This is a genomic window from Bradyrhizobium erythrophlei (genome assembly GCF_900129505.1).
GTDB lineage: Bacteria > Pseudomonadota > Alphaproteobacteria > Rhizobiales > Xanthobacteraceae > Bradyrhizobium > Bradyrhizobium erythrophlei_D.
The window spans coordinates 6841005-6855918 of the sequence record NZ_LT670818.1 but is presented as its reverse complement, the minus strand read 5'-3'; the positions used below and the strand labels follow the sequence as shown (position 1 = coordinate 6855918).

Annotated in this window: 14 protein-coding genes; 13 read left to right on the top strand and 1 reads right to left on the bottom strand. The window is 60.0% G+C overall.

Annotated features, from left to right (window positions below; all coding sequences use genetic code 11):
• Nucleotides 1-65 precede the first annotated feature (65 nt).
• The 5 genes from B5525_RS31940 to B5525_RS31920 all read left to right on the top strand — a co-directional run bounded on the left by B5525_RS31940 (nucleotide 66) and on the right by B5525_RS31920 (nucleotide 4750).
• Nucleotides 66-878 carry an amidohydrolase family protein gene (locus B5525_RS31940; RefSeq protein WP_172900019.1) on the top strand — a complete coding sequence of 271 codons (813 nt, stop codon included), beginning with the start codon at nucleotides 66-68 and terminating at the stop codon, nucleotides 876-878.
• A 215-nt stretch (nucleotides 879-1093) separates the two neighbouring features.
• Nucleotides 1094-2134 carry an ABC transporter substrate-binding protein gene (locus B5525_RS31935; RefSeq protein ID WP_079569661.1) on the top strand — a complete coding sequence of 347 codons (1041 nt, stop codon included), beginning with the start codon at nucleotides 1094-1096 and terminating at the stop codon, nucleotides 2132-2134.
• A 70-nt stretch (nucleotides 2135-2204) separates the two neighbouring features.
• On the top strand, nucleotides 2205-3020 hold the full coding sequence (locus tag B5525_RS31930) for an ABC transporter ATP-binding protein (protein WP_079569659.1): 816 nt from the start codon (nucleotides 2205-2207) through the stop codon (nucleotides 3018-3020).
• Between the two features lie 14 nt (nucleotides 3021-3034).
• The gene (locus B5525_RS31925) at nucleotides 3035-3907 is read left to right on the top strand and encodes an ABC transporter permease (RefSeq protein ID WP_079574055.1); all 873 of its coding nucleotides are present in this window, start codon (nucleotides 3035-3037) and stop codon (nucleotides 3905-3907) included.
• Nucleotides 3908-3976: 69 nt separating this feature from the next.
• On the top strand, nucleotides 3977-4750 hold the full coding sequence (locus tag B5525_RS31920; RefSeq protein WP_079569657.1) for a TetR/AcrR family transcriptional regulator: 774 nt from the start codon (nucleotides 3977-3979) through the stop codon (nucleotides 4748-4750).
• Between the two features lie 140 nt (nucleotides 4751-4890).
• Here the strand turns inward: B5525_RS31920 and B5525_RS31915 are convergent, their stop codons facing one another.
• Nucleotides 4891-5424 (bottom strand): cupin domain-containing protein, encoded by a 534-nt coding sequence (locus B5525_RS31915; RefSeq protein WP_244567659.1) that lies wholly within the window; start codon nucleotides 5422-5424, stop codon nucleotides 4891-4893.
• 311 nt (nucleotides 5425-5735) lie between these two features.
• Here B5525_RS31915 and B5525_RS31910 point away from each other — a divergent pair, with 311 nt between their 5' ends.
• From B5525_RS31910 to B5525_RS31875, 8 genes are all read left to right on the top strand, one after another.
• Complete coding sequence (locus tag B5525_RS31910) at nucleotides 5736-6593, top strand: FAD binding domain-containing protein (protein ID WP_079569656.1); 858 nt, start codon at nucleotides 5736-5738, stop codon at nucleotides 6591-6593.
• 18 nt (nucleotides 6594-6611) lie between these two features.
• On the top strand, nucleotides 6612-7088 hold the full coding sequence (locus B5525_RS31905) for a (2Fe-2S)-binding protein (RefSeq protein ID WP_079569654.1): 477 nt from the start codon (nucleotides 6612-6614) through the stop codon (nucleotides 7086-7088).
• Nucleotides 7085-9367 carry a xanthine dehydrogenase family protein molybdopterin-binding subunit gene (locus B5525_RS31900; RefSeq protein ID WP_079569653.1) on the top strand — a complete coding sequence of 761 codons (2283 nt, stop codon included), beginning with the start codon at nucleotides 7085-7087 and terminating at the stop codon, nucleotides 9365-9367. Before B5525_RS31905 ends, B5525_RS31900 begins: the two co-directional genes overlap by 4 nt.
• 89 nt (nucleotides 9368-9456) lie before the next feature.
• Nucleotides 9457-10170 (top strand): TetR/AcrR family transcriptional regulator, encoded by a 714-nt coding sequence (locus B5525_RS31895; protein ID WP_079569651.1) that lies wholly within the window; start codon nucleotides 9457-9459, stop codon nucleotides 10168-10170.
• Nucleotides 10171-10423: 253 nt separating this feature from the next.
• Nucleotides 10424-11275, top strand: a complete 852-nt coding sequence (locus B5525_RS31890) for an ABC transporter ATP-binding protein (protein ID WP_079569650.1) — start codon at nucleotides 10424-10426, stop codon at nucleotides 11273-11275.
• On the top strand, nucleotides 11272-12063 hold the full coding sequence (locus B5525_RS31885) for an ABC transporter permease (protein WP_079569648.1): 792 nt from the start codon (nucleotides 11272-11274) through the stop codon (nucleotides 12061-12063). Before B5525_RS31890 ends, B5525_RS31885 begins: the two co-directional genes overlap by 4 nt.
• Nucleotides 12064-12090: 27 nt before the next feature.
• Nucleotides 12091-13185 (top strand): ABC transporter substrate-binding protein, encoded by a 1095-nt coding sequence (locus tag B5525_RS31880; RefSeq protein WP_172900018.1) that lies wholly within the window; start codon nucleotides 12091-12093, stop codon nucleotides 13183-13185.
• A gap of 216 nt (nucleotides 13186-13401) precedes the next feature.
• Entirely contained in the window at nucleotides 13402-14910 is a 1509-nt protein-coding gene (locus tag B5525_RS31875) for an aldehyde dehydrogenase family protein (protein WP_172900017.1), read from the top strand.
• Nucleotides 14911-14914 lie beyond the last annotated feature (4 nt).

Below are 14914 nucleotides of genomic sequence, written 5' to 3'. Positions count from 1 at the left end.
CGGCACGGCCGCCATCGCCCCTGCTGAAGCGGATGGAAGATCTCGGAGCGCTGCGCATCGAGGAGATGGACGCCGCCGGCATTGATCTGCAGGTCATCTCTCATGGTCCGCCGGGCTCGCAAGGCCTTCGCGAGGACATCGCGGTAACCTGGACCGCCGCCGCCAATGACCGTCTGCACGCGGCGATCCGGAATCATCCCAAGCGATTCGCCGGCTTCGCGTCGTTGCCGACCGCTCACCCCGGCGCGGCGGCGGACGAACTGGAGCGTGCGGTCACCGAATTGGGTTTCAAGGGCGGCATGTTACATAGCCTGACCGAAGGTCCATTCCTGGACGACAAGCGCTACTGGCCGATCTTCGAACGGGCGGCAGCGCTGGACGTTCCGCTATACATTCATCCGGCGGATCCGAATCCGGCTGTCATCAAAGCCTACTACGGAGACTATGCCAAGACCCATCCCATGTTCATCCGCGCCGCATGGGGGTTCACCTTTGAGGCGGGCACGCAGGCCATGCGCCTCGTGCTTAGTGGATTATTCGACGCTTATCCTGAAGTGAAGATCATCCTCGGTCATCTTGGCGAGACGATTCCCTATACGCTGGCGCGCATAGATGAAGCACTTTCGCGCGACACGCCAATGAAGAACTTCCGCGAGGTGTTCAGCTCGCATTTCCACGTGACTACGAGCGGCTTCTTCTCGGATCCTGCGCTGCAGTGCTGCATTCAGGAAATCGGCATCGATCGCATCATGTTTTCGATCGACTGGCCTTACGCGTCCAACGCGGCCGGAGTGCAGTGGATGAAGAAGACGCGGTTGAATGACGTCGACAAGGCGAAGATTTTCTCGGGAAACGCCAAACGTCTGCTTCGACTTTGAACGCGAATGCGAGGCGGGACGGCCGGTACCGTCACCGTCGATATTGTCTGGCCAGTACCGGATCGCATTAAAGCGCCTGCTGATGCCTTTGTCTTAATCAGTGAGCGCCAAGGATTGGGCAGCGCAATTGGCGTGACAGACTAGTTAGTTAACATTGACATCCGCGGCCTCTCGGCAATAATCGGGCTGTTCGCGGCAACATACTGGGGTGACTTATGTCTGCAGGCTCGATCACGCGTCGCAATGTCCTGGGAGCGGGAGTTGTCTCGCTTGCCGCCCTGTCGTTTCCTGCGATCGTCCGCGCGCAGTCCCTGAAATCGCTCAAGCCAGTCAACCTGCTGGCCGACTGGGTGTACGGGGGCCCCAACGCCGGCCTCGTCGTTGCGAAGGAAAAAGGATTCTTCGCGGACGCCGGGCTCGATGTCACGATCAACCAGGGCAAGGGGTCCGGCAGCACGGCCCAGATTGTTGCCTCGAAAGCGGTTCAATTTGGATTCGCTGATGGATTCGTGGTCGGAAACAGCGTTTCCAAGGGTATGAAGCTGAAGATGGTGGCCGGCGTTTACCGCCGTAACCCCTGCGCGGCGCTGGTCCTCGAAGAGTCAGACATCAGGAGTCCGAAGGATCTCGAAGGCAAGACCGTCGGCATTGCAACAGGATCCGCGCAGTTCCAGCAATGGCCGGCATTCATAAAGGGTGCAGGGCTGGACGCCAGCAAGGTGAGAGTCATCAATGTCGATGGCGCGGGGGCCGGTCCGGCATTGATTTCCGGACAGGTGGCCGCCATCGCCGGGTTCGCCCAGGGTTACATCCCCTCGATCGAAATTCGCGGAAAGAAGAAGGTGCGCGCTTTTTGGTATGCCGACGAGGGCGTGACAGCGATGAGCAACGGCATCATCGTTCATCAGGACCTGCTCGCCGATCCTGATCTTATCCGCGGCATGGTTCGCGCGACCATGAAAGGCTTCCTTTATGGGCGAGCCAACGCTGAAGAAATGACGCAAATCGTCAAGAAGTATCAGGAGACCACCGATCCCGCGATCACGTTGCGCGAGGCGCAGCTATCCTGGAGCACCTGGGTAACGCCGACCACGGCCAACAAGCCCCTCGGCTGGATGGCGCCGGAAGACTGGACGGCAACCGTTGCCGTGCTGAAGACCTATGGCGGGGTCACGACCCCATTGGAGGCGGCTGAGCTGTACACCAACGAATTCGTTCCCACCGAGGCCGAGTTCATTCCGCCGCAAAATGTCTGACCGGACTGGAGTCACAACAGGCGACAACGCGCCACCTTGTGACGGGAGCCGGTGAGATGGGGAAGACTTCATGCAAGCCGGTCTAAGCACCGCACAGCGGCCAGACAGCGATCCCGCGTACTTGCAGGTACAGTCGCTCAGCAAGGTCTATCCTACCGACGACGGGCCAGTGCGGGCGCTCGATCGCGTTTCGATCAGCCAGCACAAAGGCGAATTCGTTTCGCTGGTGGGGCCCAGCGGCTGCGGCAAGAGCACACTGATGATGATCGCGGCCGGACTAATTTCAGCCTCGGACGGCCGAATCCTAGTCGACGGAGAGCCGGTGAGAAAGGCGCGCACCGATATCGGGATCGTGTTCCAGAACCACGTCCTGCTGGATTGGCGCACAACACTGCAAAACGTTCTGCTGCAGGCTGAAGCGCGCGACATGGACATGGGGAAGGCCGAACTGCGGGCTCGCGAACTGCTCGCCGCCGTCGGGCTTGGCGGGTTCGAGGACAAATATCCAAAGTCGCTCTCCGGCGGCATGCGACAGCGCGTTTCGATCTGCCGCGCGCTGATCCATAATCCGTCGCACCTTCTCATGGACGAGCCGTTCGGCGCGCTCGATGCGCTGACACGCGACCAGCTGGTACTGGATCTGCAGGACATCTGTGGCAAGCAAAGCGTCTCGATTCTGTTCGTGACCCACAGCATCGTCGAGGCGGTGTTTCTATCCAATCGCGTCATCGTCATGACGCCCCGGCCGGGCAAGGTTGACAAGATCATTCACATCGATCTGCCGCGCCCGCGAACGCTGGCGATGCGTGAATCTCCTGAATTCGCTGCCTATAGCCGCGAAATCCTCGAGATATTTCTTGCCCGCGGCATTCTGCGCGAGCACTGATGGAGGACCCCGTGATGTCAGCGACCGCAGCGGTCGAGCAAGCCTCCGCTCTTTCGATCGAACAGGTCGAGCGCCACGTCCAGAACGAGAGCAACAGGAAGCGAAAGCGCGAGCGGCGATCGGAGGTGCTGTTCCCGATCCTGGTGACCGCCGGGCTGCTGATAGGCTGGGAGGTTGCCACGGACTTGTTCAAGATCCCGACCTATCTGTTTCCGGCGCCGAGCCAGATTCTCGCGGCTTGCCGCGACAATGCCTCGCTGCTGATCCGAGAATCCTGGGTCACGACCGTGGAGATCCTGCTGGGGTACCTGTTGAGCATCGCGATCGGTATTCCGCTGGCGCTGGGCATCTTTCACTGGCCGGTGTTCGCGAGGTCGATCTACCCTCTGCTGATTTCAACGCAGGCGATGCCGAAGGTCGCGATAGCGCCGCTGTTCGTCGTATGGTTCGGCTTTGGCCTGCTACCGAAAGTGCTGATCGCGTTTCTGATCGCGTTCTTTCCGATTGTGATCAATACGGTGATGGGGCTGGGCGGGATCGAGCAGGAGAAGATCTTCCTTGCGCGTTCGATGGGACTGTCGAGCTATCGTACGTTCCGGCTGATCCGGCTTCCCAACGCACTACCTTCGATCTTCGCCGGTCTCAAGATTTCCATCACGTTGGCGGTGGTTGGAGCGGTGGTCGGGGAATTTGTCGGGGGTGACGCCGGTCTCGGCTACCAGTTGATGATCGCCAACGGCAACCTTAACACGCCGTTGCTGTTTGCCGGCGTGATGGCTTTGACGATCCTCGGACTGGTACTGTTTGGGGTGGTGGAATTTCTGGAGCGCCTGGCGATGCCGCATCGCGACCGCGCCAGCGGCAACATCGGATCAGGCACGATGTAAGTTCGGGGCCGTCAGCCGATTGTCTTCTGTCATCAGATCGTTTACGTCTGAATCTCTGCGGATCGCGCCATGCCTGCCGAAAGTACCTTCATGCGCAACGGAGCGTCGATCCGAACCAGCAGGACCAGGAAGAAATCTTCGCTGGCAAAAAGCAAGATCGCTGGAGAGGCATCCACCGCATCGGTGTCGAAGAAGAAGGCTGTCGACGGCGCCGAGGCGGGTCTCAACCGTACTCGGCAGCGTATCCTTGACGTCGCGATCCAGGAATTTTCCGCCAAGGGATATGACGGCGCGCGGGTCGACGACATCATGCGCCTCGCCAAGGTCAGCAAGAATCTGATCTATCACTACTTCGGCAGCAAGGAAAAACTGTTCATTGCGGTCCTCGAGTCGGCCTATCAGGGCATGCACACGTACCAGATGAGTTGGCCCCTGGACGTATCGTCTCCGATCGATGGAATTCGAAAATTGGTGCGCTCGACTTTCAAATACTGGCGCGACAATCCGGAATTCATTGGGCTGCTGAATTCCGAGAATTTTCACAAGGGCAAGCACCTGCGCAAGTCGAAACTAACCAAGGCGGGCTATTCGGGTCTGTTGGGAAATATCGCCAGCCTCCTGAAGGAAGGTGAGGAAGCCGGTGATTTCCGCAGCGGTGTCGATCCGGTGGAATTTTATATATCAATTTCGGCGTTGGCCTATCACTACCTGTCGAACCGCTACACGCTGTCGTATCTTCTTGACCGCAAATTTTCGACGGAAGACGAGATGAACGTGCGGATTCGACACATTGAGGATCTGACGCTGGGCTATCTGCGCTTCGGCGCGCAGAAGCGCAGATAGGAATGTCGCCGCAAACGCGTGGCCGGGACTTCCGGGAATCGGACCACTTTGAATCAGGCCACTTCCAGGAATGCCTCGACAGGGACCTTGAAGCGCAGGGACCTTGAGGCGGCAGGCGCGCCGATGCGGGACGCGGGGCCTCAGACCTTCAAATGTCCATCCCGGCGCTTGAATAGTTCATCGTCGGCATACCCCATGGTTTCAGGCTTGCCGCGTCCGATCATAACCTGAAAGTATACGGGCTCCAGGCTGTCGTTCTGGTAACCGTGGATTACCCCTGCCGGGCAGGAGATGCATTCCCATGGCCCGAGTCGACGGGTAATCTTGTGGCCGTCTTCGTCCTGAACGAAAACATCCAGATAACCCTGCAGCACGAAGAATACTTCCTCGGCTTCGTGCGTATGCGCGGCATTGCCCTGACCGGGCGGAACGAACATGATCGAGAGCGTGAAATTGCCGGCCGGAATAGCCGATGTATCACCATGCTTGCCGGAGCCGCCCGCGCCGATGAAGCGATGCTGCGCCCGTTTGAAGCCCTCGATCTTGGCGTCCTCAAATGCGGCCCAGTCGGCCCTTCGGTCCGAAAAGCGCGCGACGTAACGCTCAATGATCTGGTCGATCGATACGCCTTCGAGTTCCCTCGGTCGCGCGTGTCTCGCCGTTGCCATGTCCATCTCCTGCGAACAACGTTTGGATCTACCGTTTGGCGATCTGCTTCCAAAAATATTTTTTGTTGACCACATAGTCAACTGAATTTGGAGCCGTTTGTTCAGAGATGGTGTCGGTCGGCGGGTTCGGTTTTCCATAAACCTTCCACACCGCAAGCTTCCCGCGGATCTCTCCATGTTGACTAGCCGGTCAACATACGTCATGTTCCAGCCAATGCCTCACGCTGACCGTGCTCTGAGCCACGGCCGGCAGATGATAACCGGGACGCGCTCATCTGGCCGTCGCGTCAAAGACGTTGATCCATTCTGGAGGCCTGATGAAGCCGTCCGCCTTTGAATACAAATCGCCTGCTACGTTGAGCGAGGCGGTCAGCCTGCTCACGGCCGGCAATGGCAATGCGAAGCTGATCGCTGGCGGCCAAAGCCTGATGCCGATGCTGGCATTCAGGCTGGCCGCGCCCGAACTGCTGGTCGATCTGAAACGCATCCGCGATCTTGATGCCATCACGATTACAGAGGACGGGATCGCTCTGGGAGCGAAAGTGCGGTGGTGCGACATCGGCGGCGATCAGCGGTTGGCGACGGCGCATCCCTTGTTGGCGGAAGCCATCCGGCATGTTGCGCACTATCAAATCCGCAATCGCGGCACGGTGGGAGGCTCGATGGCGCATGCCGATCCATCGGCCGAGATGCCGGGAATTGCCTTGACCTGTGATGCGCGGCTGGAAATTATCGGCGCCGGCGGCAGGCGGGTCGAAGAGGCCGCGAGCTTCTTCCAGGGGCTCCTGCAAACCAGCCTCGCACCGGATGAGATACTTACCAGTGTTCATCTGCCGGCGTGGCCAGCCGCGCGGCGATGGGCGTTCAGGGAATTTGCTCGCCGCAAGGGCGATTTTGCCGTGGCCGGCATCGCGTTGTTCTACGATCTGGATGAAGGACGCTGCGCCGCGAACGTTCATATCGGCGCGATCGGTGTCGCCGATCGGCCGGTCAGGCTTGCTTCGGCCGAAGCCGCGCTGAACGGAACGCCGGTCAACGAGAACAGCATTGCCGCAGCGGTTGCCGCTGCGCGCGCCGAAATCGACCCGGCTTCCGACATCCACGCGCCGGCCGCCTATCGCCGCAGCCTTCTCGGTACGCTGCTGGAGCGCGGGCTCAACCAATCCATCGGATAGCAACCGCCAGGAAACCGGATGAAAGTTGAATTCGAGCTCAACGGTGAAGCCGTGGCAGTGCAGGTGGAAGCCCGCATCAGCCTGGCGGATTGCCTGCGCGACAATCTGGGAAAGACAGGCACGCATCTGGGTTGCGAGCACGGGGTCTGCGGTGTCTGTACCGTCCTCGTCAATGGGGAGGCGGTACGGTCCTGTCTGATGCTTGCGGCTCAGGTCGACGGAGAAAAGGTCGTGACCGTCGAGGGGCTATCGGGCGATGATTTGTCGCCGCTGCAGGCGTCGTTTCGCAAACATCACGCGCTGCAATGCGGCTTCTGTACCCCGGGCTTCATCACGACGGCGCACGCGCTGCTGACCAGCGAGCCCGATGCCGACGAAGAGCGGGTCCGTGACGTGCTGTCAGGCAACCTTTGCCGCTGCACCGGATATGTTCCGATTGTCGAGGCGGTTCTCGATGCTCGCAAGTCGTATGCGAGCGCGAAGGAAAACTCATGAAGGTTTCAAATTCATACGTTGGCCGGCCGATGGAGCGCGTCGAGGATATGCGGTTCCTGCGCGGGCGCGGTACCTATGTCGCCGACGTTAACCGCCGCGGTCAGCTGCACGCCGTGATTTTGCGCAGCTCCGTGGCGCACGGGATAATCAAGTCGCTCGACACCGCGCGCGCCCGGGCGATGCCCGGGGTTCGCCATGTCCTTGCTGCCGCCGACTTCGGCGCGGTCGTTCCCAGGATTCCGCTGCGCCTGCAGCCGCTGCCGCAGCTCGAGCCGTTCCATCAGCCCGTGCTGGCCGACGGCAAGGTTCGTTACGTCGGCGAACCGATCGCCATCGTCCTGGCGGACACGCAAGGTATTGCTGAGGATGCGCTGGACCATATCGATCTGGAGATTGAGACGCTGCCCGCAATCACCAGCCGCGAGCAGGCGGAGGCGAGGGCTTCCGTGTTGTTCGAGGACCATGGATCCAACGCCGCCATCACCTGGTCTGCGTTCAAGGGCGACGCCGATGCCGCGTTCAAGGCCGCGGACTATGTCCGCAGAGAGAAGTTCGCCGTTCAACGCCACGCCGCAATGTTCATGGAGCCTCGCGGCTTTGTCGCCGAATGGAACGCTGGCGAAGGAAAGTTGACCGTATGGGGGGCCGCCAAGACGGCTTGGTATAACCGCCGGGTGTTGGCCGCAGCGCTGGAGCTCGAGGTCGAGGCCATCGACTTGATCGAGGTCGATGTCGGAGGCGGTTTCGGCTCGCGAGGGGAATTTTATCCCGAAGACTTCCTGATCCCCGCCGTCGCCAGGATAATTGGCCGTCCGGTGAAGTGGACCGAGGATCGGCGCGAGCACATGATGACCGCCAACCACGCGCGCGATATCGAGTGCGACGTCGAGATCGCCGTCAGCCGTGACGGACGGTTTCTGGGGTTGCGAGGCCAGATCTGGGCGGACATTGGTGCTTATATCAGAACCAACGGGTCGGTAGGCCCGCGCAACGTCGCCCAATATATGTCCGGCCCGTACTGCTTCGAGAATATAGATCTCAAAGCCACGATGCTGACCACCAACAAGACGCCGAGCGGAACCTATCGGGGACCCGGCAGGTTCGAGACCGATTTCATTCGGGAGCGTCTGATCGATCTGGTTGCCAAGGACCTCAACATCGATAGGGTCGAACTGCGTCGCAAGAATCTGGTCGCGGATAGCCAGATGCCGTATCCGCTAGCCAGTATCACGCCGTTCGACAGCTCGACCGAGCTGGACAGCGGTGATTATCACGCGGTGTTCGATCTGTGCATGAAGGAGTTCGGCTGGGCCGAAAAGAGCCAGCTCAGCGGCAAGCTGATCGACGGCTACTATCACGGCATTGCGGTCGGAAGCTTCATCGAGGGTGGCGCCGCGGGCCCGAAGGAGGACGCGCGGCTGGTGCTGGAGACCGATGGTTCGCTGTCGGTTTATCTCGGATCATCTTCGGTCGGGCAGGGGCTGGAGACCATCATGGCTCAGATCGCCGCCGACGCCACCGAACTGCCGTACGGGAAGATCACCGTCCATCATGGCTCTACCAGTCACGTCAAGGACGGTTATGGCGCCTATCACTCGCGCTCGACGGTGATGGGTGGATCGGCAATCCTGCTGGCGGCGGAAAAGCTCAAGGACCTCGTCCGGGAAATCGCCGCGGCGCGGTTCGGCTGCGCGCCGGCCGAGATTGCCATCGATGGCGAAGAGGTCGGTTTCTCCGGCAAAAACCTGCCACTGGCCGGGCTTGCGGATGCGCCGCTCGAGGTGGAAGCCTCATTTTTCAACAAGAAGTACACTTGGGCCTACGGCACCCAGGCGGCGCATGTTGCGGTCGATCCCGGTACGGGCCACGTCAAGGTGCTCGACTATCTGTCGGTCGAAGACGTCGGCCGCATCATCAATCCGCTGACGCTGCATGGACAGGCGATCGGTTCGATCGTCCAGGGTCTTGGTGGCGCCTTTCTCGAGCATCTCGTCTATGACGAGAACGGTCAGTTGCTGACCGGGTCGTTCGCCGACTATTTGCTGCCGACGGCTTCGGATTTTCCTCATATTCGTTCGATAGCGCTCGAGCTGAAACCCTGTCCCAACAATCCGCTCGGCGCCAAGGGCGCCGGCGAGGGGGGCCTTATCCCGGTCGGAGGCATCATGGCCAACGCAGTTGCCGATGCCTTGTCGCATTTCAATGTGCAGCCTATGGAATTGCCGCTGTCGCCGGCGCGCATCTGGCAGTTGGTCGAGGACGCTGGCGCGAAGCACTAGAACACGGATCCGGCCGCTGACGTCCTTATGGGATTGCGAATCGGACGCCCGCGCCGTCATCGTTGCCGCATGGCAGGGAGAATTGAGTCGTGGCACGCCGCAGCAATGATCCGGTTCGCGTTCGCGAAAAGATCCTGAAACAGGCAACCGAGGAATTTGCCCGGATCGGGTTCGAGGGTGCTCGTGTCGATCGTATCGCCGCGCGCTGCCGCGTCAGCAAAAACATGCTTTACTATTATTTCAAGTCGAAGGAGGGCCTGTTCGTCGCCGCTCTGGAGCAGATGTATCAGGACCTGCGCGAGCAGCAGAAGGATCTGTCGGTGCGCGCCAGCGATCCCGTGGCGGCGATGGGCCAGCTCGTTCATCACACCTTCTACGCCTTCAAGAACAATCCCAGCGCGATCCGGCTGATGAACGAGGAGAACAAGCACCGGGGAAAATACATCCGCAAATCGGGTCGGATGAGGGATCTGTACAACCCTCTGGTTGAAACCATCCGCTTCGTTCTCGATCGTGGCCTCGAGGACGGCACGTTCCGGCCAGACCTCGATCCGACTATCGTTTATCTGACCCTGTCCTCGCTCTGCTATCATTATCTCTCTAACCAATTCACACTCGAAATCGCACTCAACCGGGATCTGGGGTCCGAAGAGGCGCAGAAGCTTTGGCTCGATCATGTCACTACCCTGGTGCTGCGCTACTGCCTGTCGCCGCCGGCCGCCATGCCTTGCAAGAAACCACGACGCACGATTTTCAAGCAATTGGCCTCAAGTTCCCGTCACGTATCCTTGCAACAAAAATAGACAGGCGCGCCGCCTTCTGCGGCTTTTCGATTGGCGACCACGCTGCGGCCTGTTGAACCTGCGCGCAGGCAGCGGCTGCGATGCAGAGTCAGATCCGCAGCTGTTTGCCGTGGCGGCAGCAAGGACTTGTCGGACGGCCGGATCCACATTGCATTTCAAGCCGGCGCTAATCCTTCAGTTGACTGGATAGTCAACTGTGACCTATCGTTAGCCCTGTCGATAAGAGGTTCTGGCGTCCACGCAGATCGGAACAATGGGAAAGCAGACAGCGCGATCGGACAAGAGCGGCATCGATGTTGTCGAAGCTGCACCAGGTCAGTCGCATGAGGCGCTGATACGAATCGTGGGCCTCGAGAAGCGCTTTTCCGCCCGGTCGGGCGGAATTGTCACCGCTCTATCCAACGTCAATCTTGAAATCCAGAAACACGAGTTCATCTCGGTTGTCGGTCCGAGCGGATGTGGCAAGACCACGCTGTTGCGGATTCTGGCCGGACTCGAACAGGCTTCCGCTGGAGAAGTCTATTCTGGCGGAGAGCGCATCATCAAACCGCGCGCCGACGCCGGCGTGGTGTTTCAGCAGGCCGTGCTGCTTCCCTGGAATACCGTGCTCGCCAACGTTCTGCTGCCGGCGCAGCTGAAGCATGACACCTCGGCGGAAACCGTTACCCGCGCCGAGCGCTTGCTGGAATTCATGGGCTTGAAGGACTTCGCCGCGAAATACCCGTTCGAACTGTCAGGGGGCATGCAGCAGCGGGTGTCAATCTGCCGTGCATTGATGCGCGATCCGAAGATCCTGCTGATGGATGAGCCGTTCGGCGCGCTGGACGCCATGACCCGGGAATCCATGAACGTGGAACTGATGCGGGTTTGGTCCGAGCAGCGCATGACGGTGTTCTTCATCACCCACAGCATTCCGGAAGCCGTGCTGCTGGGCGATCGGGTGGTTGTGATGTCGCCCAGGCCCGGCAGGATTTCGGAAATCGTCGATATCGACATCGCGCGCCCGCGCAACCTTCGGACCATGGGGACGCCGCGCTTTGGTGAATTGTGCGACCACATTCGCAGGCTTTTCGGAGCCGAGACATCGATGGTGTCGGCGCTATGATCGCAATCAGGAAATTGCTCGCTTCGCACCGGCTGCAGTCGGTCCTGCTCGCGCTTGCGGTTCTTGCCGTCTGGCAAGGCGCTTGCCGGCTGTTTGACATATCGCCGCTGGTGCTGCCGTCGCCCGACGAGATAGCTGGAAGGCTCTACACGCTGGTGGCGTCAGGAACCATATGGCCGCATCTATGGGCGACCCTGGTCGAGATTCTCTCCGGATTCGTGTTCGGCGTGTTGGCTGGGCTTGTGATCGGCGCCATGATCTCGCTAATTCCGGTGGTCGAGCGTCTGGTCTACCCGTATCTGGTGGCGCTGCAGACCCTGCCCAAGGTAGCTATCGCGCCGCTGTTCATCATTTGGTTCGGATACGGGCTGACGTCGAAGGTCGTCATCACGGCGCTGGTATGCTTCTTTCCTATTCTGGTCAGCGTGGTGGCCGGATTTCACGCCACCGACCGAGACCAGCTCGACATGATGAAGGCGTTTGGAGCCACCAGCTGGCAAACACTTGTGCGATTGCGGATTCCGTCAACATTGGTTCTGATTTTCGCGGGGCTCGAGATCGCGGCCGTGCTGGCCGTAATCGGCGCCATCGTCGGCGAATTTGTCGGCGCCCAGGTCGGTTTGGGCTACCTGATCATCGCGCTCAATTTCAATCTCGACATCGCCGGCGTGTTTGCGGTGCTGATCGTTCTCTCGGCAATCGGACTGGTGATGCACGGCGTCACGCGAGTGGCGGCCCGTCGTTATATTTTCTGGATCCGGCGTAATGAGGCGCCGGTGTTGGTGTAGTCACGTTTTAGGGTAGCGAGAATGCGAATGTCGTACGTTGGTATCGGATGCAAGATACCGCAGGCGGCTCTTGTCGCGGCACTAATGCTGAACTTTTCGGCGGCTGCCTACGCGCTGGAGAAGGTGCGCATCCTGATTCCGGTCAGGGCCATTGACGAGGCGTTCTCGCCGTTCGTGGTAGCAAAGGAGAAGGGTTATTTCGACGCCGAAGGCTACGATGTAAGCCTGCTGGCGGTGGGCGGATCGAACGAGTCCGCGTTACAGGTTTCGGCAGGCAACGCCGAAGTGGGAGCGGCTTCCCCCGGTGAGGCCATCGTTGGCATCCAGTCCGGTAAGCTGAATATCCGATACTATTATGACCTGTATTACGCCAATATCTGGTCGGTTGCCGTGCTGCCCGACAGTCCGATCAAAACTCTGGCCGATCTGAAGGACAAGAAGCTTGGCGTCCAGTCGATGGGAAGCGCCGGAACGACATTTGCGAAGGCTTTCGTGAAAGAAGCCGGACTGGATCCGGCAAAGGATATCTCCTTTCTTCCAATCGGACTGGGCGCTCAGGCGATCACGTCGGTTCGCCAGAAATTCGTCGACGGCGTGATCTTCTGGGACGCGGCACTGGCCAAACTGGCCTTCTCGGGGCTGAAGCTCCGGGAAATTCCGGCCTCGGACCTTCTGCGCACACTGCCGGATGTCGGCCTGCTCGCGCGAAATGATACGATCGAAAAGAATCCGAAAATGTTGGTCGGCATCGCTCGAGCGGTCGCCAAGGGATATGATTACAGCATGGCCAATCCTGAAGCCGCGGTGCTGATTACCTGGAAGAATTATCCGGAATCCCGTTCCAAGAACCCGGACGCAGCCGAGGCACTGAAGGAAGGGATCGCCGTCAATCAGGGCAGGTTGGCGATCTGGACCAGTGAGAAGATCGGGGGCAAGCATGGCTTCTTTGTTGAGGCCGACTGGCAGCATCTTTTGCAGTTCCTCAAGGACCAGGCTGTCGTGCCGGTAGCCCCTGCGGCCGACAAGGTCTTCACGAATCAGTTCATCGACCAGATCAATACCTATGATCGTGCCGCTGTGGTCACGGAGGCAAAAAAGGAGGACCTCTCCAAGCTGCACTAGATGGGCCGCCTGGGAAACCGTAGGCGGTTTACGTTTGCCGCGGCTCTTGAAGGGCCAGGCTGTGAAGACCATCGAGGCGTTCGCCGACGATCCGATGAGGCGCTGAAGTCGAGGCTTCTGCATACCGAGGATGTCATCCTTGGATATCCGCGTCCCTAGCTTGCATCGATGCCGGCGGCCGGCCGGGAGCCGGGTGTTGACTGGATAGTCAACAATGTGGAAAAGTTTTTTGTCGCATTCGACTTTTCGGTGGTGGTCCGGATGTTCAATGTGAAATCGGCCTTCACGCAAGCCTTGGGACAGGACGGAATGACAAAGGATAGCGGCTCAGCTCTAGATGCGTCGGAAAAAGGCACATTTCCGGTTCGAAATCCGTGGAGCGGCGATATTGCATTCACGGTCTCACCGGCCGGTGCAGTCGAGCTGGACCGCGTAGTCGAGGCCGCCAAGGCGGCCTTCCGGCAATTCGTTAAGACGCCGGCGCATCAGCGCGCCAGCTGGATCAACGGCGCGGCGTCTGCGATGGAACAGGCGTCCAAAAGCATCATCGAAGCCACGATCGCGCATATTGGCAAGCCCCGTCGGGCGGCCGAAATGGAGGTCAAGCGCAGCATTGCGTTCGTCAGGGCGTGTGCCCAGCATCTTCATGGCCAGGGTGGAGAGGTCGTGCCGCTGGATATGGTCCCGGCCGGGACCGGCTTGTTCGGGTTCACGCGCCGCGTGCCCTATGGGGTGGTTGCGGCTGTCACTCCGTTTAATGCACCCTCCAATCTGCTGATTCAAAAACTTGCTCCGGCCCTGGTCACCGGAAACGCGGTTGTGATCAAGCCGTGCCTGGAGGGTACGCAAATCGCACAGCTGATCGCCGAGGCCTTTATCGCCGGCGGAGTGCCTGACGGGCTCGTTCACGTCGTAGCCGGCGACCGGGAAGAAGCCCTTGGCCTTGCCGCCCATCCTGGCGTCGACCTCGTCACGCTGACCGGCGGAACCGCCGCAGGCGACGCGTTGGCGCGGGCCGCAGGGGCAAAACGATTCATTGGCGAACTGGGTGGCAACTCGCCAAACATTGTCGCTGCGGACGCCAATATTGACGATGCCGTGCAGCGCATCGTTCCGTCCTCCTTCGAGGCGAGCGGACAACAATGTATTTCGACCCAGCGCATTATTGTCGAAGCCCCGGTTTTCGATACCTTTCTGGAGCGTTTCATCGAAGCGACGAAGCGGCTCAAGGTAGGGGATCCATCGTTGCCGGAGACCGATCTTGGTCCGGTCGCGTCAGCTCGCGCCGCCGAGCGTATCACGGCGATGATCGAGGACGCGAGGAGCCGCGGATGCCGCGTGGTGACGTCCGGGGCTTTCCAAGGCTGCGTGATACCGCCGACCATCGTCGTCGATCCGCCAGATGGAACGCGCCTTGTTCGCGAGGAAGTGTTTGGGCCCGTGGTCGTCATGATGCGCGCCAAGGACATCGATGATGCGATACGGATCGCAAATGACTGCGAGTTCGGCTTGCAGGGATCGTGTTTCACCTCGAGCCTCGCGACGGCGTTTCGGATGTCGGAAGAGGTTCGGGTCGGCTCGCTCTGGATCAACGAGGCAAGCCGCTTCCGGCTCGACAACTATCCGTTCGGCGGCGTTGGCCGATCCGGCGTCGGCCGCGAAGGACTGCCGTATGCGTTCGAAGAATACACGCAGCCGAAATTCACCGGAATACGCCTTCCGTAAGGCG

Bases quoted from the DNA above. Each gene is read 5' to 3' on its own strand.
- B5525_RS31900 (WP_079569653.1), top strand. From the start codon at position 7,085: ATGAAGGTTTCAAATTCATACGTTGGCCGGCCGATGGAGCGCGTCGAG.
- B5525_RS31880 (WP_172900018.1), top strand. From the start codon at position 12,091: ATGTCGTACGTTGGTATCGGATGCAAGATACCGCAGGCGGCTCTTGTC.
- B5525_RS31920 (WP_079569657.1), top strand. From the start codon at position 3,977: ATGCCTGCCGAAAGTACCTTCATGCGCAACGGAGCGTCGATCCGAACC.
- B5525_RS31905 (WP_079569654.1), top strand. From the start codon at position 6,612: ATGAAAGTTGAATTCGAGCTCAACGGTGAAGCCGTGGCAGTGCAGGTG.
- B5525_RS31890 (WP_079569650.1), top strand. From the start codon at position 10,424: ATGGGAAAGCAGACAGCGCGATCGGACAAGAGCGGCATCGATGTTGTC.
- B5525_RS31935 (WP_079569661.1), top strand. From the start codon at position 1,094: ATGTCTGCAGGCTCGATCACGCGTCGCAATGTCCTGGGAGCGGGAGTT.
- B5525_RS31930 (WP_079569659.1), top strand. From the start codon at position 2,205: ATGCAAGCCGGTCTAAGCACCGCACAGCGGCCAGACAGCGATCCCGCG.
- B5525_RS31910 (WP_079569656.1), top strand. From the start codon at position 5,736: ATGAAGCCGTCCGCCTTTGAATACAAATCGCCTGCTACGTTGAGCGAG.
- B5525_RS31940 (WP_172900019.1), top strand. From the start codon at position 66: ATGGACGCCGCCGGCATTGATCTGCAGGTCATCTCTCATGGTCCGCCG.
- B5525_RS31925 (WP_079574055.1), top strand. From the start codon at position 3,035: ATGTCAGCGACCGCAGCGGTCGAGCAAGCCTCCGCTCTTTCGATCGAA.
- B5525_RS31915 (WP_244567659.1), bottom strand. From the start codon at position 5,424: ATGGACATGGCAACGGCGAGACACGCGCGACCGAGGGAACTCGAAGGC.
- B5525_RS31885 (WP_079569648.1), top strand. From the start codon at position 11,272: ATGATCGCAATCAGGAAATTGCTCGCTTCGCACCGGCTGCAGTCGGTC.